Origin of the sequence: Bowmanella yangjiangensis, from assembly GCF_018531185.1 — a bacterium.
Lineage (GTDB): Bacteria > Pseudomonadota > Gammaproteobacteria > Enterobacterales > Alteromonadaceae > Bowmanella > Bowmanella yangjiangensis.
In genome coordinates this window covers 192,722-216,246 of record NZ_JAHDJU010000001.1, presented here as the reverse complement: position 1 = coordinate 216,246, position 23,525 = coordinate 192,722, and the positions used below count along the sequence as shown (strand labels likewise).

The window sequence follows — 23,525 nt, the reverse complement described above, 5'->3', positions numbered from 1 at the left end:
GCTATTCCTTGGCTGTGGACCGGTTACAACCGGCCGTATAAAAGTACTGTGCTAAACGCATACCGCTTTGAATCTCGTGCAGGCTGATGCCAACAAAAGGGCTTTCGAACGCAGCCGGGGCCTGATATCGCCAGTCATCACTTAACTGCGCTGTGCCATTTACTTTTAACACCAACATGGAGCGAAGCGCACTGTGCGTTGCGGGTAAATAAAAGTCGATGACCTGACCTGGCTTGATGCATTGCAGGCTTGGCAACAGCGGAATACTGTCATCGGGCAGCATGGCCGATTCAGGCGAAGGTGATGATGTGCTAAAAGGATCTGTATCAGTGTCATCCTGGCTGACATCCCCCTCTTCAGTCCCCCGCTGGCCATCAGGATCTGAGGGTTCCTGTGGGTTTACCTCATCTTCTGCAGTGCCTTCAGGGTAGTCATCTTCAGCGCCACGACGACGTCCGCGTTTTGCTTGTTCCCATTCAGGATCGGAGTCACAAGTTCCTACCCCAAGCATGGCACTGAGCTGAGCGAATTCTGCCAGGGTAGCTTCGGACGTATCTCCGGCAGACGAGACTAAGGCGCGGGCCAGTCCCAGATCTTGCGTATCAAAGCTGGCAGGTTTGGCGCGAAAGCGAAAACTGAACGGGGTAGAAGGCAAGATAGACTGCTGACCATTTAGCAGATGCCCTTCAATGGCCTGACCGGACATCACCCCCTCAATAAATCCCCCGGCTACTGAGGTGATGGTATAAGTCGGCGGGGGCGGCGCCACGGGCTCATCCTTTTTACGTTCAACGGCATCACACAGACCATCGCGATTCTCATCGGTACAACCACTGGTAAATAAGTACCGCTGACCTAAGGTCGCGTTCAGCACACCGCGCAGCGAACCTGGCCCTGGAGCCTGCTCAGAGTTAATCATCACGCTTGAATCTCCTTCACCCGCCTGAAGCATATGACCAACTGGTCTGCCCGGCTCATGAAAAGAGGTGATAGATACGTTATCTCCTTCCCATTGCTGTCCGTAAGCGTTAAAGCGCCACTCACAGCCACAGGACAAACGCATTTCCCGGCTTAGCACCAGCCCCTTTTGAGAGCGCACTTCAATCCGCACACTTTGCCCTTTTTGGGTTTTGGCCGGGGCTTGATAAACCCCCTGCCGGCTAATCTGACCTGGCCCCTCCAGCACCCGCCAACTCAATCCCTGCATGACTTTACCGCCGCTCACCGGTACCCGAAAAGTCACTGTACTGTCTGGCTCTATGCAGCCTTCTCCAGGCACAATTGCGGTTGGATCAATGCGGGCCTGCGTCTTAATTTCGGGGCGCTCTTTGAGCCAGGCAGACACATGGATAGGAAAAAGTTGTTCATTGGCCTTGGTGGACACATCCAGGGTATAGACCCACTGTGCATATCCATTGACGTTCATGCGTGTTGGCGTGCTGGACAACTTGTATTGATGAGTTGGCTGACTGGTTTGAAAATCGATGACAAACTGCGGCGGTAAGCTGGTCTCTTCGCCTCCCCAGGCAATAAACAGCCGGATAGTTTCACCAGGCATCACCACTGGGTTGCCAGGGTTGATATGCAGACCCTGACTTTCTCTTACCCGCACTTCATATTCTGCCGTGGCGTTGGTATTGCCGAACTTTCCGGAACGGGTATAAGCGTTAAGCAGCACACGCCCCGCAGCCATGGCACGATAGATCATCAGCCCTTCTTCGGGAAAATCCACCTCAACAACGCCAGTTCTGGACAGCTTGAGGTCAACGTAACCTCGCTGATAAATATTGACCGGCGGATAATCAAAAGGTGGGATCACGCCATTACCGGGCAGTTTTTCAATAATTTTGCCTAATATTGTCCATTTTGAGGTATCTAACAGACCTTCCAGCAGCCCGTCGTTACGCTGTGCTTTATACAGGGCTTTTTGAAACTGACTTTCGGCTGCGGCGCTAAGCCGACGGCCCATGCTGTCATTGGTGGCAATCCGGTTAACAGCCGATCCCGAACGCATACTAGCCAGCTTATTGACCGGTAGATACTGTAAAACAAAATCCAAGGCGATTTTGCTCATGTCCAGCCCTTTGGCCCTTGGTGTGACCCATATCGCGTTTACCACGCCCCCATCCGGCTTGGTATGCACATAAATAAGGTCGTTGGATGCGGCAATTTTCATATCCAGCAATTTATGCGGGTAAAGGCCGTCTCGCAGCTTGTCAAATATGGTCCATACGAATAGGCCCTGCCCGGCATAATCGTAAACCTTACCCAGCTTCTTATTGCCCGCCACCGTGGCCAAGGCACTACCCGCTGTGAATAAGGCACCAGCTGCATCACGGTAAATCTGCACATCCGGAAGCAAGCCCGTTTCAGAGTGAAACTGTCCATACATAGCCTCAGATAAGGACTTCGCATCAGGAAACACCGAAAAGTTAAACGACGGGGCAGGCCCTTTGCTGGTAGAGCCGACAGGCAAAAATGACCCGGCTTGTTCGGATGCTGGCTGATATAACAACGGCACTGGCGCCATCTCACTGCCATGCTGAGATTTTTCCAGCATGCGTAAAAGCTGTGTTTGTGGAGGTAGTGGCTCCGTGTTGTCTGGCATTCGCATTGCCGCCGCTCGGCTCGCCAAATCCTCATACATAGTTTCCAGCAGCCCGGTAGCGGCTAACAGCGCCTCCATCAGTGCCAGCGATTCACTCTGCTCGGGGTCGGCACGCATGCTCGCCAACAGATTGGCAAAACTCTGGGGATCGGCGTCATCGGCCAGTGACTGAGAAAAAGCCGATAAAATCTGCAAGGCGGGAATATCGCCATCCTCTTGCTCGCGCAGGCTGTCGACATTTTTACCCAGTGGCAAGGCTTCATTTTCCAATCCTTGGGTGAGCAGGGCCAACAACGCATCTAAGGCCCCATCAGCACGTTGCAGGGGGGCAATAGTTACACCAACCGCAGGGCAAGCCCATTCACCATCGGTGAGAATGATGTCGGCCTGCCCCCCTTGCCAGGGCGTATCCGGATGCCAAAGCAAATTAAAACGCAGGGCATCCGCATTGCCTTCCAGGGGTAACAGATAGCCTTCGCCTTGTTGCGCTTTTACCCAGGCAAACAATTGCTCAGGTTCGGATACTGGCACATCCACACTACCAATCACCTCGCCGGGCTCAAGTATTGGACCATTTTTGCCGGTAAAACTGCTGGGGCAACGCTCCGTGGCCAAACTCAGGTTTGACCAAGCAAGCAGCGAAACAAAGACAAGGCTAACTACGCGCATCTTCTCTTCCTTAGAACAGGTCTTTGAGGAAACCTTTTACTTTTTCCTTCACCTTTTCTTTGGCTTCTTGCTTCGCTTCGTTTTTGCTTTCATCTACCGCCTCACCGGTCGCCTCTTGCATCAAACACAGCGGGTTATACTCTGCTGCTTCTCCTTCACAATTCATGTTTTTGGTACCGCCGAGCATGCCCGAGACCATCGACAGATCCTGGATACGGGTATTGGCAGGCAGGGAATAGTAGTCGGCGCCTTTACTCACCTTGTTGACCTTCAGTAGGCGCATGTCATCGTCGAGCCTTAGCAAACCACCATAGCCGTCGAGCTGCTTTTCCATTTGGGCAAACTGCTTGGGCAGCACACCATCGGCCCCCACCATACTGGCCCACTTGGCGGTCATATCCAGCAGCGCGCGACGAATCTCAATCAGACGGGCATCTTTGGACAGCACCATCTCTGAGCGCACCTTCTTGCCGTTTTGCATATAGGTGGCAATAAAGATATTGCCGGGGAACCCCGCGACTTTCTCAGTTTTACCGGTATTTACAATCTCGGGTTTCATCTCAGTGGCAGCGGCTTCCGTACTTTGACCGCCGAAAGCCACACCGGCTATGTCCTTAAGTGATATGGCGATATAGCCTTGTTTGGGGTCGCCACTGACACTGTATACATCGTCGCCCTGACGCAATAAAAACTGACCTTGCGCAAAGTTCATGCGCATTTGCTGGTCGTTCTTTACCACGATATCCATTTGTTGCCCGGCGAAATCATATACCGCCTGAATATCAGCAAAAGCGCTACCGCTTAAGCAGCAAAGAGAGATGGCAAGAGTTTGATAAGCTTTCATGTTCTAGTCCCTTTTTTGGTTGTAACAGGGATAGATCGTGCTTAGGTGAAAAAAGCGGACACCACCGACAATAAATATTTTTGCCGGTGCGGGAAAAGGTCAGAAGCGATTAGAAGGGGTTTAGTGTATAGCCTTGTTGCTGCAACAGTGCATGCAAGGTCATAGCGGATAAGCCCAATTGCACCTCGGGCATTAGATTCTTTGCGCTAATCTCCATCGCAGCGGCAGACTGTCCGCAGAGCATCACTTGCACGCCTTGGTCTGCCAAGGCTTTAATTAAAGCGATATTAGCGTTGCTGTGGGAAAATTTCTGGCGATAGGCCTGCTCGCTAAGCAAATCAAACCCGGCTTTACCATGCACTACCAGCGCCAGTTGAATATTCTCTGCTTTAACACCATTGGCAACATGCATATTCACAAAGCGCGCCAGGGAATTAAAGCGCTTGTTGAGTTTACCCGGCTCAGCCTGTTCAGCCACATCAAAGGCAACCTTAAACTTTGCATCAGCCGGCAAAGGCAGCATGGCCTCAACTTTGGCATGCTGCCCAAAATCTGTGATTAGCGGTCCTTTATTAAAAACCGCTGGCTCGGCCAGTGTCAGAGAGGAAAATGCCAAGGCAGCCAGATATTTGTATTGCACGTTGCACCTTTTCAATGGCTTAAGCCCTTGATAAGTTCAAGGACAGATCTGAATTCAGGATGTTTTGCACTGCCCAGCCATTCAAACAGCAGCATATCGGTGTTGCTGAGTCTGGCCCCTTCTTGTGCCAACCGCGTTACTGCCAGTTGTCTGGCTTCGTCATAGCGCGAAGCAACAGCATCAACCGGCACATGCACCTGTTTACCCAGCGCCAATAGCCCCATGGCTGTTTGATAAACACAGACATGCGCCTCAATACCACACACCACCAGATGTTCGGCAGTTAACTCAGATAAACGCTGGTGAATGTCAGGTTCAGCGCAGGCATCAAAATGCTGTTTTATGATAGGTTGACGCCCCGCCAATAAGGCACTGAGTTCGGGCAAGGTTGCACCTAAGCCTTGCGGGTTTTGTTCCAACCAGATTATGGGGACACCCAGCTTGTCAGCCGCTTGCAACAAAGCACCTATGCGGGCCAACAAACCGGATACGTCCGGCATCATGCGCGCCAGTTTGCCCTGTACATCTATTAGTATCAGGGCACTATTGTGCGCGTTTAGCCGGACAGGCATAGCTATTTAAGCAGACGGATAGCGAAAGGTACGCGGAATTCCTTACCACTGGATACAGCTACCGCACCCAAAATACAGAAAATCAGGTGCACAAGGCCAATCACAGGAAGCAGTAATGCACCAATCAGGATCACGGTCAGGATCAATGCGGCAATATAGGCAAAAATAGCCGTAATGGACCAGTTCAAGGCTTCTTTAGATTGATCCAGTACATAGGCATCGTCTTTCTTTACCAGATAAAACACCAATCCCGGAATAAAGCCAAAAAAGATAGTGCCGATCCACAACAATAAGGCCAGATTCTTAGAATCCTGGCTAACTTCACTGGATTCAGTGGGTAGTGAGTCTGACATGATAATTTTCCTTTTGTTTTTGTTTAGATACCCGAAATCGAGACTCTACAAGAGATTCCAGAAATACACTACTACGACCAGCCGGGTTAGTTATTCTGTACTTTGAACGACACTTGAGCCCCGGCTTGAATGCCATTTTGGGCGAACCAGCCCTGATTCATTTCCCATGCGTAACTGGCTGGTTGTTCAGAATCAACCGGAGTCAAATCATGGGGCTGCATAGGCTTTATAACTAAGATTTTGCCTTGCTTATCGACAAAGGCTACGTCCAATGGGATCAGGGTATTCTTCATCCACATGCTGATTACCCGTGGCTCGGTATACTCAAACAGCATGCCGCAATCGGTACAAAGATGCTCTCTGTGCATCAAGCCTCGTGCTCTGGCCTCATAACTTTGCGCTAGTTCCAACTTTAGCTGCTTGTCAGCCACCAATACCTGCACCTGACCAAACAAGGATTCACCGGCCATTACCAGAGGGGCCAGACTCAAACCGCACAAGATCAGTATCCAACGCATGCCAATTTCCAAATAAATAAACGAGGTAACACGTTAGCGGTACATAAGACGCAATGCAACGATTAGGGTAAGTGGCTGATAAAGTCGTCCAGGTCAGTGCTATGCTCGGACAGCAGCAGGGGAATATGCACCTTTCCCTTTGCTGCACTGTTGATCAAATCCTTAAACAACGGCCCGACTTCACAGGCGATGCCAATACATCCAGCCAACTGTGCCTGGCAATAGGTGGCAATTAGCTCTGGCAAGGCATCATTGGTCAGGGCCGTGCCATTGCCCGCATGTTCATACAGTACCCAGTTACTCTTTCCAACGACTGCAGCCAGCACGGCTTGGCGATATTTCACCAAACCTTGCCGGTTAAAACTCCCTGTAGGAAAGGTATGTAATACCCGTCCTTTCAGGCTAAGGGTAAAAGTACCATGCTCTAGCATGCTTACATTCCGCGTTTCATAATGCTTTCAAGTATAACTCGTTAACAGATTAGGGTCTGTTGCGCCCTAATCTGTCATGACTGCTAACCCAGTGGCCGGCGATCACAGCACAAGCCAGCGAAATATCACCCGCCAGTACAGTAGCGGCAACAATCTCGGCAAACTTGTTGGCCTTGCCTTTACCGTAGCATCCCAATAAATTCAGGCACTCTTTTTGGGTTGGCAACCCGGTTCCACCACCATAAGTGGCGACAATTAATGAAGGTAGAGTGACCGACAAATACAGATCGTCGTTTTCCAGTAACTCATGGGACATATGACCAGCGTGAGACTCCACCACATTGGCTTCATCCTGCCCGGTAGCAATAAACAAAGAGGCAATACCGTTGGCTGAATGGGGACCGTTATAGGCAGCCCCGGCAATCCGGGCACCCACATTAGACAAAACGGCGGCCTTGGCCATCATGCGGCTGTCTACGTGCATAATCTTACGCAGCACCTCTTTTTTCAGCACAATCTCAGCAATCACCCGCCGTCCTCTGGAGTGGATCATATTCAGTTGCGAATGTTTTTTATCGGTATCCATATTGCCAGACAGCAGGTAATCGCAGGGGATAGGAGAATGTTGTTTGATCCATTCACTGGCGGCCAGCGTGGCTTTGCTCACCATATTCTGTCCGGCTGCATCGCCGGTGGTGTAGTTAAACCTCAGGTAGCGCATTTTGGCCACCGACCACTGTTCGATATGTTGTAGTTTGGCGATACTGCTGGTGCTTTCTGCCACTTCGGCAATGGCGGCAAAATTGGCACTGACCCATTGGCCAAAATCACGGGCCTGACGGGCATTTTCAAACAAGAAAGCCGGCGCACGCTGCATAAACTGTTCGACGACTGTGGTTGTCACGCCACCACACTCATTGATCACCCGCATACCGCGGCTGTAGCTGGCAACCAGGGTGCCTTCGGTAGTTGCCAAAGGTACATAAAACTGCCCCTGAGCATATTCGCCGTTGATTTGCACGGGTCCGGCAATACCCACTGGCATCTGCACAATACCGATAAAATTTTCGATATTGCCGGGCAATACACCTGGATCAATACTGAATTGACCTGTGTACTCCAGTGTTTCTCCTGTTTTATCAGCAAGAAAACTACGGCGTTTGTCGGCCATCTCCCGGCTGTAATCGTTACGTCTGTCCCTGGGAATACGATCGTCTATTTTCATGCTTAGTCCTTCAGTGCGCTCAGTTAAATGAGAATTTTAATTTTTAGGCTTTTATTACCTTAAGGTGTCATTTCGCCGTGATTTCACTACTATTTTTAGCATTATCTACGCCAGATACCATTAAACGTTGAGCAGATGGCAGAAACATGACAAATAACAACAGCTTGGTTGTCAAAAAGGTTGAATAGGCTAAAGCAGCAGTCAAATTTTCGCACCAACATGGTGCAAAAAGTGCAGACACTGCTCTGCAACGAGCAAGGAGAGCTAGCGAGTCGCAGTGATCTAAGAGGGGATAGCGAACGGAAAAGTTAGGGCAAATAAGGAGACAAAGCCGAGGAGTACTATAGCGTAAGGAACGCTATGGAACAGCTTTAGCTGGCCTGCGAAGCAGGTAAGCTACAGGGAGGCAGCTTATAGTTATCTGCCCGCCCATCCTTGGACATTGCCGGTGAAGGCTCCCTGCAACACCGGCATACGCCCGCCAGGGATGGCGGAAGTGCAGAAAACGCACGACTCCATGGATGGAGGAGGTAGAGCGACTCAGGAGACAAAGCCGAGGAGCACCATAGCGTAAGGAACGCTATGGAACAGCTTTAGCTGGCCTGCGAAGCAGGTAAGCTACAGGGAGGTAGCTTATAGTTATCTGCGCGCCCATCCTTGGACATCGCCGGTGAAGGCTCCCTGCAACACCGGCATACCGTCCATCCTTGGACATCGGCGCTCCTTGGCATCCATGCCACCGCGCCATACCACTCATCCTGAGCATAAAAAAGCCGGGACAAGTCCCGGCTTTTCAATGCTTAGTCAGCTATCAGGCTACATTCAAAGTAGGAATGATTTCTGCCTTGGCTTTTTGCTCAGCCTTTTTAAACTCGTCCATACGATCGAAGTTCAGGTAACGGTAGATATCACCTGCCATAGAATCGATCTTACTGGCGTATTGCAGATACTCTTCGGTGGTCGGGATACGACCCAGAATAGCACCCACTGCCGCCAGCTCCGCAGAGGTCAGGTACACATTGGCACCGTCACCCAAACGGTTGGGGAAGTTACGGGTAGAAGTAGACAACACAGTGCTGCCAGCGGCTACACGTGCCTGGTTACCCATACACAGTGAACATCCTGGCATTTCGGTGCGCACACCGGCACGGCCATAAATATTGTAATAACCTTCTTCCATCAGTTGCGCCTGATCCATCTTAGTCGGTGGTGACATCCACAGACGTGTGGTCAGGGCTTCTTTGTTCTGCTCCAGTAACTTACCGGCGGCACGGAAGTGGCCGATGTTAGTCATACAAGAACCGATAAAGACTTCGTCGACCTTGTCGCCAGCTACTTCAGACAGGGTCTTGGCGTCATCCGGGTCATTCGGGCAGCACACGATTGGCTCTTTAATATCAGCCAGATCGATTTCGATGATTTCAGCGTATTCCGCATCAGCATCAGCTTGCATCAGTTCAGGCTTAGCCAACCACTCTTCCATCTTACGTGCACGACGCTCAAGGGTACGGGGGTCACCGTAACCATGGCTGATCATCCAGCGCAGCATAGTGATGTTAGAGTTCAGGTACTCGGCAATAGACTCCTTAGACAGCTTGATGGTACAACCCGCTGCTGAACGCTCAGCAGACGCATCAGACAGTTCAAATGCCTGCTCAACAGTCAAATCTTCCAGACCTTCAATTTCCAGAATACGACCAGAGAAGGCATTCACTTTACCTTTCTTGGCAACGGTCAACAGGCCTTGCTTAATACCGTAAAGCGGGATGGCATGCACCAGGTCACGCAGAGTGATACCAGGCTGCATCTTACCTTTAAAACGTACCAGCACTGACTCAGGCATATCCAAAGGCATAACGCCGGTAGCGGCCGCGAAAGCCACCAAACCAGAACCGGCCGGGAAGGAAATACCAATGGGGAAACGAGTATGCGAGTCACCACCTGTACCTACGGTATCGGGCAACAACATACGGTTCAGCCAGCTGTGAATAATACCGTCACCAGGGCGCAAAGACACACCACCACGATTCATAATAAAGTCTGGCAGGGTGTGCTGAGTGTCAATATCAACCGGCTTAGGATAGGCCGCAGTGTGACAGAATGACTGCATGGTCAAATCGGCAGAGAAACCAAGACAAGCCAGGTCTTTCAGTTCATCACGGGTCATAGGACCTGTGGTGTCCTGAGAACCAACAGTGGTCATCTTAGGTTCACAGTAAGTACCTGGGCGGATACCTTCCACACCACAGGCACGGCCAACCATCTTCTGCGCCAGTGTGAAGCCTTTGCCTGTGTCAGCAGGTTGCTCAGGCATACGGAAGAAATCAGCAGGAGGCAACCCCAGTGACTCACGGGCTTTCTCGGTCAAACCACGACCGATGATCATATTGATACGACCACCAACACGGACTTCATCCAGGATAACTTTGGAGTTGTAGCTGTATTCGGCTAAAAGCTCACCAGTTTCGGCATTCTTGATCTTGCCTTCAAATGGGTAGATATCGATAACATCGCCCATTTCCATTTTGTCTACATCGGCTTCGAATACCAGAGCACCGGCATCTTCCATAGTGTTAAAGAAGATTGGCGCTACTTTAGAGCCAAAACAGATACCACCGCTGCGCTTGTTAGGTACGCCCGGCATATCTTCGCCGAAATACCACAATACCGAGTTAGTGGCAGATTTACGCGAAGAGCCAGTTCCTACCACGTCACCTATAAAGGCAACCGGATGGCCTTTGGCTTTAATTTCTTCGATCTGTTTTAGCGGGCCAACCTCGCCATGTATTTCAGGGGTCAGACCATCACGGGTCATTTTGTACATGGCGCGCGCATGTAAAGGAATATCTGGACGTGACCAGGCATCAGGTGCTGGGGACAGGTCGTCAGTATTAGTCTCACCTGTTACTTTAAACACAGTAACAGTGATCTTCTCAGCCAATTCAGGGCGGCTAGTGAACCACTCAGCATCAGCCCACGACTGCATCACATCTTTAGCATAGGCGTTACCAGCCTTTGCCTTTTCTTCCACATCGTGGAAGGCATCAAACATCAGCAAAGTATGCTTCAGCTCTTCTGCCGCTTGCTCGGCCAGCTCGTTGTCATCCAACAGCTCCACCAGCGTCACAATGTTATAGCCACCATGCATGTTGCCCAGCAGCTGTACGGCAGCATCTTTGCTGACCAGTGGCGAGCTGGTTTCACCTTTAACAATAGCGCTCAGGAAACCGGCTTTAACGTATGCCGCTTCATCCACACCGGGAGGCACACGCTCGGAAATCAGTTCAACCAGGAAGGCTTCTTCACCGGCAGGGGGATTCTTTAACAGTTCAACCAGCTCAGCGACCTGTTCGGCGCTCAGAGGTTTTGGCGGGACACCTTCAGCGGCACGTTCTGCTACGTGTTGACGATATGCTTCTAACACAGTTTGGTCCTCTTCTTGAGTTAGCTGCCCAAATGACTGGTTGCCCAGTTTGCGGCAGGAACATTAAAACCCGACAAGTATAAGGGTTTAGTATGAAGATTTAAATTTGCCCAACCTTTAGTTCACTTATAACCAGTATAAATTTCAGTGATGTTGATTAAAATTTAATAAACAAGGTGAATAAGATGGGAATAGTTCTCAATTGGCATCGCTTTCCATTTCACTATGAATAGCACGTAACGTTGCCAACTTAGCTTCGTAAAGACGCTTCTCCTTGGCGCGGTAGCTTAGCTCAATGGCTTTCTCCAGAGCTTTTGTGGCCGCTTCAATTTTGCCAAGTTTAAAATAGGCTTTTGCAAACCCTAAATGGACTTCTTCCAGATAAGGCGCAATGTTTTCGGCTTTACGGTAATAGCTTACTGAGGATTCAAAGTTTCCTTCGGCAAAACTTTGTTCTGCTAGCTTAAGCCACCGATAGGGATTATTGTCCTGAGTGTTGTCTAATTTTTTCGCTACTTGTGCCGCCTCTTTATTTCTTCCCTGCTTAATCAGCAACTGGCGATAATTATCTAATAACTCCAAAGACGTAACATCCCGCTCCATAGCATAAAGATAAACTTGTTCTGCCTGCTGCTGATGGCCCCCCCTGGCATAAATCACCGCCAGGGTAGCTAAACTGGACGGATTCAACTCATTTTGCGCCAGTGCCAGTCGAATCAAACCGTGCGCTTTGATTAAATCATTTTCTATCAGTGCATCGGCCGCCAGGTTCTGATAATACATGGCAATAACATCTTGTTCTGTCACACGTTTTCCATATCTGTCACCCGACCTTGGTAAATAGTCAATCAAGACCGCGGGCTTACTCAGATAGATCATCTGCTTTTCCGGAACAAAATCCGGATCATACACTTTGCTGCGCACATGGCGGGACAGTATTAAGAGATCCGTTTCAAGTCGGTAAACTGGTGCGGCATCAACTTGCTGAAACTCAATTTTCAACCCAGCAACTTTTGCTAGTGCACCGGTAATAAGCGCTAACGATAAACAATTCCCGGAATTACTGGCCATTGCTTGTTGCGCTGTATAGGTATTGCCGCGGTAATCAAAATTACCCAGTTTGTTTTCAAGAAAATTAGCCAGACGCCAATGAGGTTGGTGCTTTGCATTTTCGGGGGCATGGAAATACGCCAGAAAGTGTTGCTTTTGAGCATCTGATAATGCGAATAAATCGGCTTCAGTATGCTCTTCGGGGGCCTGCTCGTCGGTCGGCCAATTTGTTGGCAAAAAGCTCTGGTAAACCGGAGCCTGATACTCTGTCACTGGCGATGACTGGCATCCACACAGCACAAGTACGAGCAAAATGCAGATAAAATTGTTAATGCGCATAGCTTATCCCTGCTGAAAACGCCGCTAACTTTTAAAACAACTCGGGATTCATCATCGCCAGCAGTTTTTGCGCATCCATTCTGGTAAATTTAATCACGTCCTGAACATCTTCCTCAGCCAGCTTGAGCTTTTTCATTGCCAGCGGTGATAGCAGCCTATCCAGACTGTATCTGTCGTCCACCATATGCAGAGCCAAACGCACTGCCAACTGGCCGATGGCAATATCTTTACCGTCTTTGGCATGGATCTCTTTGTGCACATTGCTGATCACGTAGCAAAACTGTTCTGGCAAATGCCACTGCTCTAGAATCAACCCAGAGCATTGTGCATAGGTAAAGCCCAGCACCTGTTCCTGACGTTGCCAAGGTAGTTGCCCGGCTTCAAATACCTCACATTGGTGTGCCAGACTAGCGTCTTTGCTGGCCACAACCAGTTCGCTGAACTGATGCAACAATCCCATCACAAAGTACTGCTCGCTGGCACGAATTTTGGCTGTTTTAGCCAGATGTTTAGCCAGTAGTCCACAATACACACTCTGCTGCCAGAAACGGCGCAGATTTATCGCTTCGCTGGAAAAATGCCGGAACGCCGAAGTGGCGGTTTCTGCCAGGGCCAGGTTGTACAAAGCCTCACCACCGATAATACCAACCGCTTTGGGAATAGAATTAATCTGCGCGGGGAAGCGAAACAGCGCACTGTTGGCCAACTTCAGCAACTTGGAACTTAAAGAAGGGTCCAACGCAATAACGTCGGCGATGTCTGCCGAATCAGCACTGACATCATCCAGCAATGCCCGAATCCGGCTACAAGTGTCCGGTAAGGCAAAAGATTGGCTGGCGTATCTGGCTAAATCGGTAGCTCGCATCAGAACGGGTCCTCGTCAAAATCCAATAGTTGTTGATCTGGCTTCTCTCTCCCCTTGCCGGCCTGTGCAGCAGACATCGCACGGCGTTTCCGCATTTGGCAAGCGCGGATAATTTTACGTTTTACATCGGCATCCACCTGATGCCAATAAAGACGCTCTTCACGACTCCTGAAGCAGCCAATACAATACCCCTTGTCCCCGCTTTGGCATACGCCAATGCAGGGACTGGGAATGTCAAAAAACTCTAATTGTTGCACTCAGTATCGGTTACGTTGTGGCGCCTGCGTTCCAGCATATAAAAAATTACCGGAATCACAAAGAGCGAAACGAACGGCGCCAGTACCATGCCACCTAACATTGGGGCGGCAATACGCTGCATTACCTCATGGCCGGTGCCCTGTGTCAGCATAATCGGCAGCAAACTTGCCAGCACGGTAATCACTGTCATGGCTTTGGGACGGATACGCTGCACAGCGCCTGATACCGTTGCCTGATAAAGCCCCTGGTTATCCCGGCTGCTGGCATCCTGCCAAGCATGGTTCAAGTACAGATACATTACCACACCAAACTCGGCCGCTACTCCGGCCAATGCGATCATTCCCACAATTACCGCGATAGACAGGTTAAATCCCAACAACCAAATCAACCATAGACTGCCACTGAGACCAATAGGCAGAGTGAGCATCACCACCAGGCTTTGCCGCCAACTTGACAGGGTAAAGTACAACAACACCAAGCAAAGCAACAGCGTTAAGGGTACCAGTTGAATCAGCTTAGTCTCTACCCGTTTAATTGATTCATATTGCCCCGACCACTGTACCGCATAGCGCGGTGGCAGTGTCAGCTCCTTATCCAACAAGGCTTTGGCTTGATTCAGGTATTCTCCTACAGACAAATCCTGAATATCCACAAACACCCACCCCACCTGGCGGGCATTCTCGCTCTTAATCATGGCCGGGCCATCTTTGAGATGCAGACTGGCCAGGGCTGAAAGCGGTACAAATACCCCCTGAGCCGTGCTGATCGGCAAGCTGGCTAAGGCATCCAGGTCTTCACGGTACTGCGCATCGATACGCACGTTAACCGGGTAGCGCTCGTTACCTATCACCATATCCGTGACCTTAGCACCGCCGACAGCCTGACGTATGATGCTTTGCAGTTGCGACAAACTGATACCATACTCGCCCAAGGCTTTAAAATCCGGTTCGATATCCAGATAACGCCCTGCCGCTACCCGCTCGGAATATACAGAACGAGTGGCAGATAGTTGGTTCAACAAACGCTCAACATCCTGACCTATGGATTCGATTTGGGTCAGCTCAGGCCCGGTAATTTTAAGCCCCAGGGGGGTTTTTATACCGGTAGAGAGCATATCAATACGCGTCTTGATAGGCTGTACCCACGCATTGGTCAGGCCAGGAAACTTCACTGTTGCCTGCAACTCGTCAATCACTTTATCCAGCGTCATACCTGGACGCCATTCCTCACGAGGCTTGAGCTGAATAGTGGTTTCGAGCATAGTCAGCGGCGCTGGATCGGTAGCCGTTTCGGCGCGCCCTATCTTGCCAAATACCCTTTTTACTTCGGGGACTTGTGCAATCAGCCTGTCGGTTTGTTGTAATAGCTGGGCGGCCTTACCGGCACTGATACCTGGCAGCGTGGTAGGCATATACAGCAAATCACCTTCTTCGATTTGCGGCATAAATTCCTTACCCAGTTTGGACAATGGATAAGCACCGCTGAGCATTAACAGCAAGGCAATAAACAAACAGGTTTTCGGCCAGGCCAGGGCTTTGGTCAGTACCGGGCGATACATGGCTATCAGGAAGCGGGATAAGATATTTTTGTTTTCAGGCACGATTTTCCCCCGCACCCAATATCCCATCAGTACCGGCACCAAGGTCACGGCCAACAAAGCAGCAGCGGCCATAGCAAAGGACTTGGTCAACGCCAGGGGCGTGAATAATCGGCCCTCTTGCCCTTCCAGCACAAAGACCGGGAAAAAACTGGCTGTGATAATCAGCAAAGACATAAACAGTGCCGGTCCCACCTGCTTACACGCTTGGCTAACCAACTGCCAATGCTCGGTGTTATTGGGCCTTCGCCCTTGTTTATGTTCGAAATGCTCGAGATGCTTATGCAAATTTTCAATCATGACGATGGCGGCATCCACCAGCGCACCTATGGCAATGGCAATTCCTCCCAAACTCATGATATTGGCGCTAATATCCAGCATTCTCATCAGACCGAAAGCGGCCAGCAATGCCAGTGGCAACACCAGTACCGCCACCATGATGGAGCCTACGTGCCACAAGAACAGCATCAGCACCAGCGACACCAGAATCATTTCCATCAGCAATTTGTCCGACAGGTTGTCTACCGCGCGCTGAATAAAATCAGCCCTGTCGTAGGTAGGAACAATTTCCACCCCATCCGGCAGACTGCTCTTTAGTTCTTCCAGGCGCTGCTTCACTTTGTCGATAACCTGGCGGGCATTCTCTCCGCTGCGCATCACCACAATGCCGCCTACAACTTCGCCTTTACCATCCAGTTCGGCAATACCGCGCCTAAGCTGCGGCCCTAATCTTACTTCAGCGATATCCTTCAGATACAAAGCCACATTACCGGCGTTACGTTTACCTAGGGGTACACTCTGAATATCCTCGATAGTCTGCAGATAGCCACGCACCCGAATCATGTATTCGGCTTCGGCCATCTCCACCGAGGCGCCACCGGTTTCACTGTTGTGATTCTTAAGCGCCTGAATGACCTGCTCCACCGACATCTGGTAACCAGCCAGCTTCAGCGGGTCGAGCACAATCTGATAAGTACGGGTCATGCCACCTACGGTCGCAACTTCAGAAACCCCGCTAACCGATTGCAGTTCCTGCTTTAAAAACCAGTCTTGCAGGCTTTTCAGATCGGATAAATCCCACTGACCGCTATGATCTACCAGCGCATATTGGTACACCCAACCCACCCCGGTAGCATCCGGTCCTAATTGTGGCTGTACGCCTTCTGGGAGCTGGCTGGCTGCCTGATTCAGGTACTCCAGCACCCTGGAACGTGCCCAGTAGATGTCTGTGCCATCTTCAAACAATACATACAGGTAAGAGTCGCCGTAAAAGGAAAATCCACGCACGGTTCTGGCGCCAGGCACTGCCATCATCATGTTAGCCAGTGGATAAGTGACCTGCTGTTCGACCAGCTCCGGGCTTTGTCCTGGATAGGGGGTTTTGATGATGACCTGAACATCCGACAGGTCGGGAATAGCATCAACATTTAAGCCCCGCATGGCTTGCCAGCCCGCTAAAGCTAGCAGCGCGCTAAATAGCAGCACCAGCATGCGCTGGCGTACTGCCAGTTCTATTAGTTTGCTAAGCATGTGGCCTCCTAGTGATTATGGCCGGCGTCATCAAGACGCTGCAGCCCAGCCGCCAGACTGGCCTCGGAATCAAGTAAGAACTGGCCGGACACCACGACTTCGTCACCTTCGGTAAGCCCGGACAGCACTTCGACCTTGCCCCTCGCCTGCATACCAGTTTGCACTTTGCGCACGGCAAACTGCTGTTCATCAGTTTTGACTATGACGCGACTACCCTGCCCGGTCTGAATCAAGGCTTGTTTATCCATCACCAGTACATCACGCAGCGGACCACCAAATATGGCCACCTCGGCGGTCATCCCCGGCTTAATACGTTCCAGAGGATTATCCAGACTCAAACGCACTTTCATGCTACGGGTTATAGGGTCGAGCTGTGGGTAGATGTAGTCGATGTTAACTTCCATACCATGTACGCCAAGCCCAGCCAGACTAACTTCGGCCGGTTTACCCAGTTTCAGCCAGTCAAACTGATTTTCGAACACATCAGCAATCACCCAGAGCTTTTTCAGGTCTGAGATTGACAGCATCTCAACATTAGGCGTGACATACATACCATGACGCACATTCAGTGCTGTTAGCACACCGGATTGCTGAGCGTAAAAAGGTACGGTGTAAAACGACTGGCCATTTTTCTCCAGCTCACTAATCACCTTTTCATCGATGCCAAGCAGATTCAAACGCAGTCTGGCTTGCTTGATTAAACGATCACGAGAAGAACCCATCGCACCTTTCAGCACTTGCAAGTAATCATCCTGTGCGACTACCAGTTCCGGCGAATACAAAGTGAACAACAACTCACCTTTTTCAACCCGTTCTCCCACTGCATGAGCGGTGAGTTTTTCCAACCATCCAGATACCCGGGGATGTACATGGGAAATAGCCGACTCATCAAAGCTAACTGTGCCTAAGGTTTTGATAAACTTCCACATATCATCCCTTTGCACGGTTTGAGTGCGAATTGACATGGCCTGTTGTATCTGACCGCTGACATGAATAACCGGGCCATCCTGCTGAGCATTAGTATTCAGACTGACAGGCTCTAATGCCATCCCACATATAGGGCAGTTGCCAGGATGGTCTTTAACAATATGGCTATGCATGGGACATACATAACGAACTTCCCCAGTCACCGCATCTTGCTGTGCCTGAGTTGGCATCTGATGCGCACTATGATCCTGGTTTTGTTGGGCTACAAGTGGCGAGCTAAGCAGTACAGTGCCAAGCAAACCTGCAAAAATAAAAGGTTTCATAAAAACTCCTGAATAAGCAAAAACGAAAGAATCGGGCTTACTCAGGCGTTAGGAGGACGGAATAAATTCGAAGGCAGGCGACGCAATTCAGCAGGAATCAGGTTCAAACGCTCCTGCGTGGCCAAGGGCGGCGAGCTAACCAAGCCGGCCAGTAAACCGCCATGACTGACACAATGGGTGGCACAGTCGCTCTGACCACATTCATCACCACAGGCCTTGTCTTGCATGTCCATACTGGCGAGGTGTTCACCATCGTCACAACAATCATGCTGCATTTGCATATGGTGCGACTGCGCGGATACCAACGCATCATCCTGGCTTGGCACGTGGGTGCCCACCATCAGGGTAACGATAAGTATCAGACAAGTAAGTAGTTTCACTGGGATTTCTTGTATCAAGCCCGTAACGATTTATAAAAAACAGACAACTTGGACTGCCCTAAGGTGCTAAGAGTAAACAACCTCAGAGGCATTGCCAAGTGCCATAAACTCTAAACCTTAACCTTATGGCAAGGTCAAGCTTTTAGCTCTGGGTATTTTCAGGTACAGATTAAGCAAATATAAGCTGTCGAATATTTGCACAATAACTATTTTTCGATGACTATAGGAAAAGGATGATTGTGATCTAAGGCGAATCTGTCAGAAGGAATGCGACAGCTTCGTCATGAGGGAAATCATGAAGAAAAAACATAACAGAGAAACAGAAGACGCCAACATTGATATGACCCCCATGTTGGATATTGTATTTATCATGCTGATCTTCTTTATAGTGACGACCTCATTCGTCAAAGAGAAAGGCTTGATAGTCAACCGTCCAGACGACGCACAGAAGAGCAACAAGCCGAGTAAAAACGTCTCTATCAAAATCGATGCTAACGGCTTTGTGTATATGAATGGCAGGCAGATTGATATAGAACGCGTTGAAGCGAATATTCAGAGCTTCCTGGCCGAGAACATCACTGAAAACGCGGTGATTCAAGCAGATAAAGAGACTAAGCACGGCGTTGTAGTGAGCGTGCTAGACCAAGCTGCCAGAGCCGGGTTACCCAAACTGTCGGTGATGGTAGATAATTAACTCAGAACAATAATTGGTAACCCAACATCAATTGGCGACGCTCCCCAGGCATGGCTAACCCGGTCAGCCTGGGCTCATAAACTTGGAATTCTTTATCCAATAGGTTGGCCACAGATAAAGTCCAGGCCTGATTGTCCCGCCATTGCCAGCGCCCTTGAAAGTTCAGTAACCCATATGCAGACTGAACAAAGGTATCTTGAGAGACTTTTGTGCGCCACAGCACATCCCAGTTGAGACTGAAGATTTCATCCTGATAACCCAGCCTAAGATTCCCATAACGCTTAAAACTGGTATTAAAAGGCTCATCAAAGAGCTGCGTGTAGGATACTTGCGTTTCCCAATGGCTGCCAAACTTGATGTTCAGACTGGACTCGATACCCTGAATGCTGTGCTTGCTGGTATTAGCAAAGGTAAAACGGCTGTCCTGCTGCGTCTCCACCTTGTTGACAAAATCGCGCATATCATTCTGAAACAATACGGTTTCCAGTTGTGCCTGCTCTCCCTGCCAACGCCAGATAGCTTCCAAGGTAGCGATTTTTTCCTGTTGTAACTCTGGGTTACCCTGCGTAACCGCATCGCTGGAGAATAGCTCATTTATCGTTGGGGTACGGAAGGCTTCGCCATATTGCAAACGAACACTGTGCTGTGCATTTACTTGATGAATAAGCGCCAGCCTGGGGGACCAGTTTGTGGATAAGCGCTCAACTCTGTCCACCCGGCTCCCAAGATAAACTAACCAATCCGCTGCGGCCTGCCATTTAAGTTGTACATAGCCACTGCGGGAGTCCTGGCTGGCAAGCAAGGCATCAAATTCATCCACCTGGTCAACGCTGCGGATCCCACCAAGATAAGCACGGTCATCTAACAAAAACACCCCATCTAGCAGGTGGCTGGTCATGGCACCTGCCTGAGTTTGCTCAGCGTCCAGCCAGGCAAATCCTGCACTTAATTCCCAATCATCGTTGATAGGTTTGACCCAATCAGTGCTGAATTGTACTGTGCGCGTCATCCAATTAGGGCCATTAAAAAAATCATCCGATAAGCCAGATTGCTTCGTGGTCAGTAACAAACCCGCGCTGGAAATTCGGTGCTCACTAACATCCACTGTGCTGGTCAGTATGCCGTTCTCTCCTTGCCACCACTTCACGCCGCCTTCAATGCCAATGTTCTCCGATTGATAACGGTTATCTTCACTGGCGCCCCCCAGATTGATATAGCCGTTCATCCTCGCCTTGGAATAGCGGCTCGTTAGGTGCCAGACTTCACCTTGCACACCCAACTGGGCGAAAACATAATGACGGGGATCCTTAACCTGGGAATAGTTAAACCTGTGGCTGGCTGGCCCTTGCTGGTCTACATCCAGTAAAAACTGCCAATCCAATCCGTACCAGTTAGGAAAATATGCCACTGATAGTCCCTGACTCCCTCTGACACCTATACGTGGCGCCAGCATATTGTCTTGTTTACGAGTGATAAGATTCACCACCCCCATAAAGGCATTGCTACCATACAAGGCTGAGCCAGGTCCCCTGATAACCTCAACGCGTTCGGCAATACTTAATGGAATAAACGGCATATACACTGACGCTTTGCCAAAAGAGATTTCGTTAACTCTCTGTCCGTCTACCATAAACAGCACGTAACCGTTATCCAGATAGACACCTCTGGCATGTTCTTTAGGCACGGCCCCTACCCAGTCCCCCCTTGTCACCTGAAAGCCAGGCACATAGTTAAGTAAGTCATAAAGATTAGACACAGCCAGACGATCCAACATCTGACGGGTAAACAAGGTAACGGTAGAGGGGCTGGCGTCCAACGCGACCGCGTCGCGTGACGAAATGCTGACCTGCTGTTCCAGCAGCTCATCAAAAGTAAGATTAAAAAGCGCTTCGACGTCCTGTGCGAAAGCGTCCTTGCAGACTAGGTTGCTTGTTATGATAAGCAGAGCTGCAACAGGACCTACAACACGCATCAAGTTGTTAAAACCTTTTACAAATACACCATTAGTCTGAGTCTGTAGCAGATTTCATAAAATTACAACATGGTAAAAAAACGGCGGACTGATTAGTCCGCCGCGAATCTTAGCTGTTCTGCTCGCTTAAAGTTTGCGAATGCCCATATTGTAAAGGGCAAAGGCATACATGTCCGCGTACAGTTCAATCTGCTTAGCTGTGGGTGTACCGGCACCGTGACCAGCATTGGTTTCAATGCGGATAAGCGCTGGATTAGCACCTGATTGCTTGGCCTGAAGCTCGGCGGCAAACTTAAAGGAGTGGGCAGGTACCACGCGATCATCATGGTCGCCGGTGGTGACCAGGGTGGCCGGATACTGCACGCCAGCTTTGACATTATGCACCGGTGAATAACCCTTGAGGTATTCAAACATGGCTTTGCTGTCTTCGGCCGTGCCGTAGTCATAAGCCCACCCCGCTCCTGCGGTAAAAGTGTGGTAGCGCAGCATATCCATTACACCCACTTGTGGGATAGCCACTTTCATCAAATCAGGACGTTGGGTCATCACCGCACCAACCAACAACCCCCCATTGGAGCCACCGCGAATCATCAAATGATTGGAATCAGTGTATTTGTTATCAATCAGGTATTCTGCTGCAGCAATAAAATCATCAAACACATTTTGCTTTTGCATCTGGGTACCGGCTTTATGCCAGGCTTTGCCGTATTCGCCGCCGCCACGCAGATTAGCTACGGCCACAACACCGCCCAAATCCAACCAGCCAGCCCAGGCAGAAGAAAAGCCTGGGGTCATGCTGGCATTAAAACCACCGTAACCATATAGCTGGGTGGGATTGGTGCCATCCAGTTTAGTGCCTTTCTTAAAAGTGATAATCATAGGTACTTTGGTACCGTCTTTGGAATGATAGAACACCTGTTTAGACTCATAGGCGTCACTGTCAAAGGCCACTTGGGGTCGGTAATACACTTCTGAGGTACCGGTTTGTGGCGTAAAGGCAAAGATAGTATTTGGCATGGTGTAGTTGCCAAAGGTGAAATACACCACCTTATCATCCTGCTTGGCACTGAAGCCCCCCACGCTGCCTACCCCGGGCAACTCAACGGTACGTACCTGTTTGCCCTGATAGTCGTACTGAATGACTTTGGAGATAGCATCCACCATGTACTCGGCATACAAATAACCCGCACCAGTAGTGATGGTCAGTACATTGTCGGTCTCGGCAATAAAATCCTGCCAGTTTTCCACCCCAGGCTTGGCGGCAGATACTTTAACGACTTTCTTGTTTGGTGCGTTGAGGTTAGTCACCAGCAACAGCTCGTCACCTAAGCTCTCCAACACAGAAGTATCTGAATCCGTGTGATCCAGCACTGTTACCAGTTCGCCATCCGGCTTGGTCAAATCACGGATATATAACTTATTGCCCGAAGTAGATACGGCAGCTTCCACCACCAGATACCTGTCATCTTCAGTCACGTAGGCGCCGACATAACGATGCTTCTCGGCATCAGTGCCGCCGAAAACCACACTGTCTTCGGTCTGCGCTTGTCCCAGCTTATGGTAGTAAAGCTTATGCTGGTCGGTTTTCGCCGATAATTCGCTGCCATTGGGTTTGTCGTAGCTGGAATAATAAAAACCTTCATTGCCATACCAGGCAATGCCACTGAATTTAATGTCTACCAGAGGTGCTTCCAACTGCGCCTTAGTTTCGGTGTCGATAAGGATAACCTTACGCCAGTCACTGCCACCTTCGGATATGGAATAGGCTAATTTGCTGCCATCTTTGGAGAAGCTCAGGCCGGCTAATGAAGTGGTGCCATCCTCGCTGAACTGATTAGGATCCAGAAATACGTCGGTATGCCCCTGACTGTCAGTGCGGTACAGCACAGATTGATTCTGCAGTCCGTCGTTTTTAAAGAAGTAGGTGTAGTCGCCTTCTTTAAAAGGTGCGCCGACCCGCTCGTAGTTCCACAACTTAGTGATGCGCTGTTTAATTTCATCACGATAAGGGATCTGCTCCAGATAACCGAAGGTCACCTCATTTTGTGCTTTAACCCATTGAGCTGTTTCTTCGCTGCGATCGTCTTCCAGCCAGCGATAAGGATCAGGGACTTGCACATCAAAATAGCTATCCACCTGATCGGACTGCCTGGTTTTTATATATTCAATCTTTGGTTCAACTGCTTGCATTGATTGCTCTGTGGGTTGCTCGGCTTGCTGCGTACAGCCAGCCAAAATAGAGGTCGCCAGAATAGCGGGAATAAACGGCTTCATTTATGTTCCTTTCTTATTTTAGTTCTCGTAAT

18 protein-coding genes are annotated in these 23,525 nt (G+C 49.9%); 1 reads left to right on the top strand and 17 read right to left on the bottom strand.

What is annotated here, in order from left to right:
* Position 1 precedes the first annotated feature (1 nt).
* The 15 genes from KJY73_RS01020 to KJY73_RS00950 all read right to left on the bottom strand — a co-directional run bounded on the left by KJY73_RS01020 (position 2) and on the right by KJY73_RS00950 (position 18,553).
* Positions 2-3,277, bottom strand: a complete 3,276-nt coding sequence (locus tag KJY73_RS01020; RefSeq protein ID WP_214339399.1) for a hypothetical protein — start codon at positions 3,275-3,277, stop codon at positions 2-4.
* Positions 3,278-3,287: 10 nt separating this feature from the next.
* On the bottom strand, positions 3,288-4,121 hold the full coding sequence (locus KJY73_RS01015) for a hypothetical protein (RefSeq protein WP_214339397.1): 834 nt from the start codon (positions 4,119-4,121) through the stop codon (positions 3,288-3,290).
* 109 nt (positions 4,122-4,230) lie between these two features.
* Complete coding sequence (locus KJY73_RS01010; RefSeq protein WP_332874145.1) at positions 4,231-4,761, bottom strand: DsrE family protein; 531 nt, start codon at positions 4,759-4,761, stop codon at positions 4,231-4,233.
* Between the two features lie 11 nt (positions 4,762-4,772).
* Complete coding sequence (locus tag KJY73_RS01005; RefSeq protein WP_214339393.1) at positions 4,773-5,333, bottom strand: isochorismatase family protein; 561 nt, start codon at positions 5,331-5,333, stop codon at positions 4,773-4,775.
* A gap of 2 nt (positions 5,334-5,335) precedes the next feature.
* Positions 5,336-5,686 carry a DUF4870 domain-containing protein gene (locus KJY73_RS01000; protein WP_206592111.1) on the bottom strand — a complete coding sequence of 117 codons (351 nt, stop codon included), beginning with the start codon at positions 5,684-5,686 and terminating at the stop codon, positions 5,336-5,338.
* A gap of 86 nt (positions 5,687-5,772) precedes the next feature.
* Positions 5,773-6,204, bottom strand: a complete 432-nt coding sequence (locus tag KJY73_RS00995) for a DUF192 domain-containing protein (RefSeq protein ID WP_214339391.1) — start codon at positions 6,202-6,204, stop codon at positions 5,773-5,775.
* 62 nt (positions 6,205-6,266) lie between these two features.
* Positions 6,267-6,635 (bottom strand): hypothetical protein, encoded by a 369-nt coding sequence (locus KJY73_RS00990; protein WP_214339389.1) that lies wholly within the window; start codon positions 6,633-6,635, stop codon positions 6,267-6,269.
* Positions 6,636-6,684: 49 nt separating this feature from the next.
* Positions 6,685-7,860 carry a hydroxymethylglutaryl-CoA reductase gene (locus KJY73_RS00985; RefSeq protein ID WP_214339387.1) on the bottom strand — a complete coding sequence of 392 codons (1,176 nt, stop codon included), beginning with the start codon at positions 7,858-7,860 and terminating at the stop codon, positions 6,685-6,687.
* An 811-nt stretch (positions 7,861-8,671) separates the two neighbouring features.
* Positions 8,672-11,284, bottom strand: coding sequence for a bifunctional aconitate hydratase 2/2-methylisocitrate dehydratase (acnB, locus tag KJY73_RS00980; protein ID WP_214339378.1), 2,613 nt, complete (start codon positions 11,282-11,284; stop codon positions 8,672-8,674).
* Positions 11,285-11,482: 198 nt separating this feature from the next.
* On the bottom strand, positions 11,483-12,673 hold the full coding sequence (locus tag KJY73_RS00975; RefSeq protein ID WP_214339376.1) for a tetratricopeptide repeat protein: 1,191 nt from the start codon (positions 12,671-12,673) through the stop codon (positions 11,483-11,485).
* Positions 12,674-12,704: 31 nt separating this feature from the next.
* On the bottom strand, positions 12,705-13,538 hold the full coding sequence (locus KJY73_RS00970; protein ID WP_214339374.1) for an HDOD domain-containing protein: 834 nt from the start codon (positions 13,536-13,538) through the stop codon (positions 12,705-12,707).
* Entirely contained in the window at positions 13,538-13,795 is a 258-nt protein-coding gene (locus KJY73_RS00965; protein WP_214339372.1) for a DUF1289 domain-containing protein, read from the bottom strand. The genes KJY73_RS00970 and KJY73_RS00965 overlap by 1 nt, the downstream gene beginning before the upstream one ends.
* On the bottom strand, positions 13,783-16,923 hold the full coding sequence (locus KJY73_RS00960) for an efflux RND transporter permease subunit (RefSeq protein ID WP_214339370.1): 3,141 nt from the start codon (positions 16,921-16,923) through the stop codon (positions 13,783-13,785). The genes KJY73_RS00965 and KJY73_RS00960 overlap by 13 nt, the downstream gene beginning before the upstream one ends.
* An 8-nt stretch (positions 16,924-16,931) precedes the next feature.
* Complete coding sequence (locus tag KJY73_RS00955) at positions 16,932-18,173, bottom strand: efflux RND transporter periplasmic adaptor subunit (protein ID WP_214339368.1); 1,242 nt, start codon at positions 18,171-18,173, stop codon at positions 16,932-16,934.
* Between the two features lie 41 nt (positions 18,174-18,214).
* On the bottom strand, positions 18,215-18,553 hold the full coding sequence (locus KJY73_RS00950) for a hypothetical protein (protein WP_214339366.1): 339 nt from the start codon (positions 18,551-18,553) through the stop codon (positions 18,215-18,217).
* 292 nt (positions 18,554-18,845) lie between these two features.
* On the opposite strand from KJY73_RS00950, the gene KJY73_RS00945 reads away from it, so the two are divergent.
* A complete protein-coding gene (locus KJY73_RS00945) occupies positions 18,846-19,247 on the top strand; it encodes an ExbD/TolR family protein (RefSeq protein WP_214343161.1) in 402 nt (133 codons plus the stop codon).
* Between the two features lies 1 nt (position 19,248).
* On the opposite strand, the gene KJY73_RS00940 is transcribed toward KJY73_RS00945, so the two are convergent.
* Together KJY73_RS00940 and KJY73_RS00935 are read right to left on the bottom strand one after the other, a co-directional pair.
* Positions 19,249-21,219, bottom strand: a complete 1,971-nt coding sequence (locus KJY73_RS00940; RefSeq protein WP_214339364.1) for a TonB-dependent receptor plug domain-containing protein — start codon at positions 21,217-21,219, stop codon at positions 19,249-19,251.
* A gap of 126 nt (positions 21,220-21,345) precedes the next feature.
* Positions 21,346-23,493 (bottom strand): prolyl oligopeptidase family serine peptidase, encoded by a 2,148-nt coding sequence (locus KJY73_RS00935; RefSeq protein WP_214339362.1) that lies wholly within the window; start codon positions 23,491-23,493, stop codon positions 21,346-21,348.
* Positions 23,494-23,525 lie beyond the last annotated feature (32 nt).

What these genes read in the sequence shown, in the direction of transcription:
- KJY73_RS00940 (WP_214339364.1), bottom strand. Translation starts at nt 21,219, where the DNA reads ATGCGTGTTGTAGGTCCTGTTGCAGCTCTGCTTATCATAACAAGCAAC.
- KJY73_RS01005 (WP_214339393.1), bottom strand. Translation starts at nt 5,333, where the DNA reads ATGCCTGTCCGGCTAAACGCGCACAATAGTGCCCTGATACTAATAGAT.
- KJY73_RS00995 (WP_214339391.1), bottom strand. Translation starts at nt 6,204, where the DNA reads ATGCGTTGGATACTGATCTTGTGCGGTTTGAGTCTGGCCCCTCTGGTA.
- KJY73_RS00955 (WP_214339368.1), bottom strand. Translation starts at nt 18,173, where the DNA reads ATGAAACCTTTTATTTTTGCAGGTTTGCTTGGCACTGTACTGCTTAGC.
- KJY73_RS00970 (WP_214339374.1), bottom strand. Translation starts at nt 13,538, where the DNA reads ATGCGAGCTACCGATTTAGCCAGATACGCCAGCCAATCTTTTGCCTTA.
- KJY73_RS01020 (WP_214339399.1), bottom strand. Translation starts at nt 3,277, where the DNA reads ATGCGCGTAGTTAGCCTTGTCTTTGTTTCGCTGCTTGCTTGGTCAAAC.
- KJY73_RS01000 (WP_206592111.1), bottom strand. Translation starts at nt 5,686, where the DNA reads ATGTCAGACTCACTACCCACTGAATCCAGTGAAGTTAGCCAGGATTCT.
- KJY73_RS00935 (WP_214339362.1), bottom strand. Translation starts at nt 23,493, where the DNA reads ATGAAGCCGTTTATTCCCGCTATTCTGGCGACCTCTATTTTGGCTGGC.
- KJY73_RS00985 (WP_214339387.1), bottom strand. Translation starts at nt 7,860, where the DNA reads ATGAAAATAGACGATCGTATTCCCAGGGACAGACGTAACGATTACAGC.
- KJY73_RS01015 (WP_214339397.1), bottom strand. Translation starts at nt 4,121, where the DNA reads ATGAAAGCTTATCAAACTCTTGCCATCTCTCTTTGCTGCTTAAGCGGT.
- KJY73_RS00960 (WP_214339370.1), bottom strand. Translation starts at nt 16,923, where the DNA reads ATGCTTAGCAAACTAATAGAACTGGCAGTACGCCAGCGCATGCTGGTG.
- KJY73_RS00990 (WP_214339389.1), bottom strand. Translation starts at nt 6,635, where the DNA reads ATGCTAGAGCATGGTACTTTTACCCTTAGCCTGAAAGGACGGGTATTA.
- KJY73_RS00975 (WP_214339376.1), bottom strand. Translation starts at nt 12,673, where the DNA reads ATGCGCATTAACAATTTTATCTGCATTTTGCTCGTACTTGTGCTGTGT.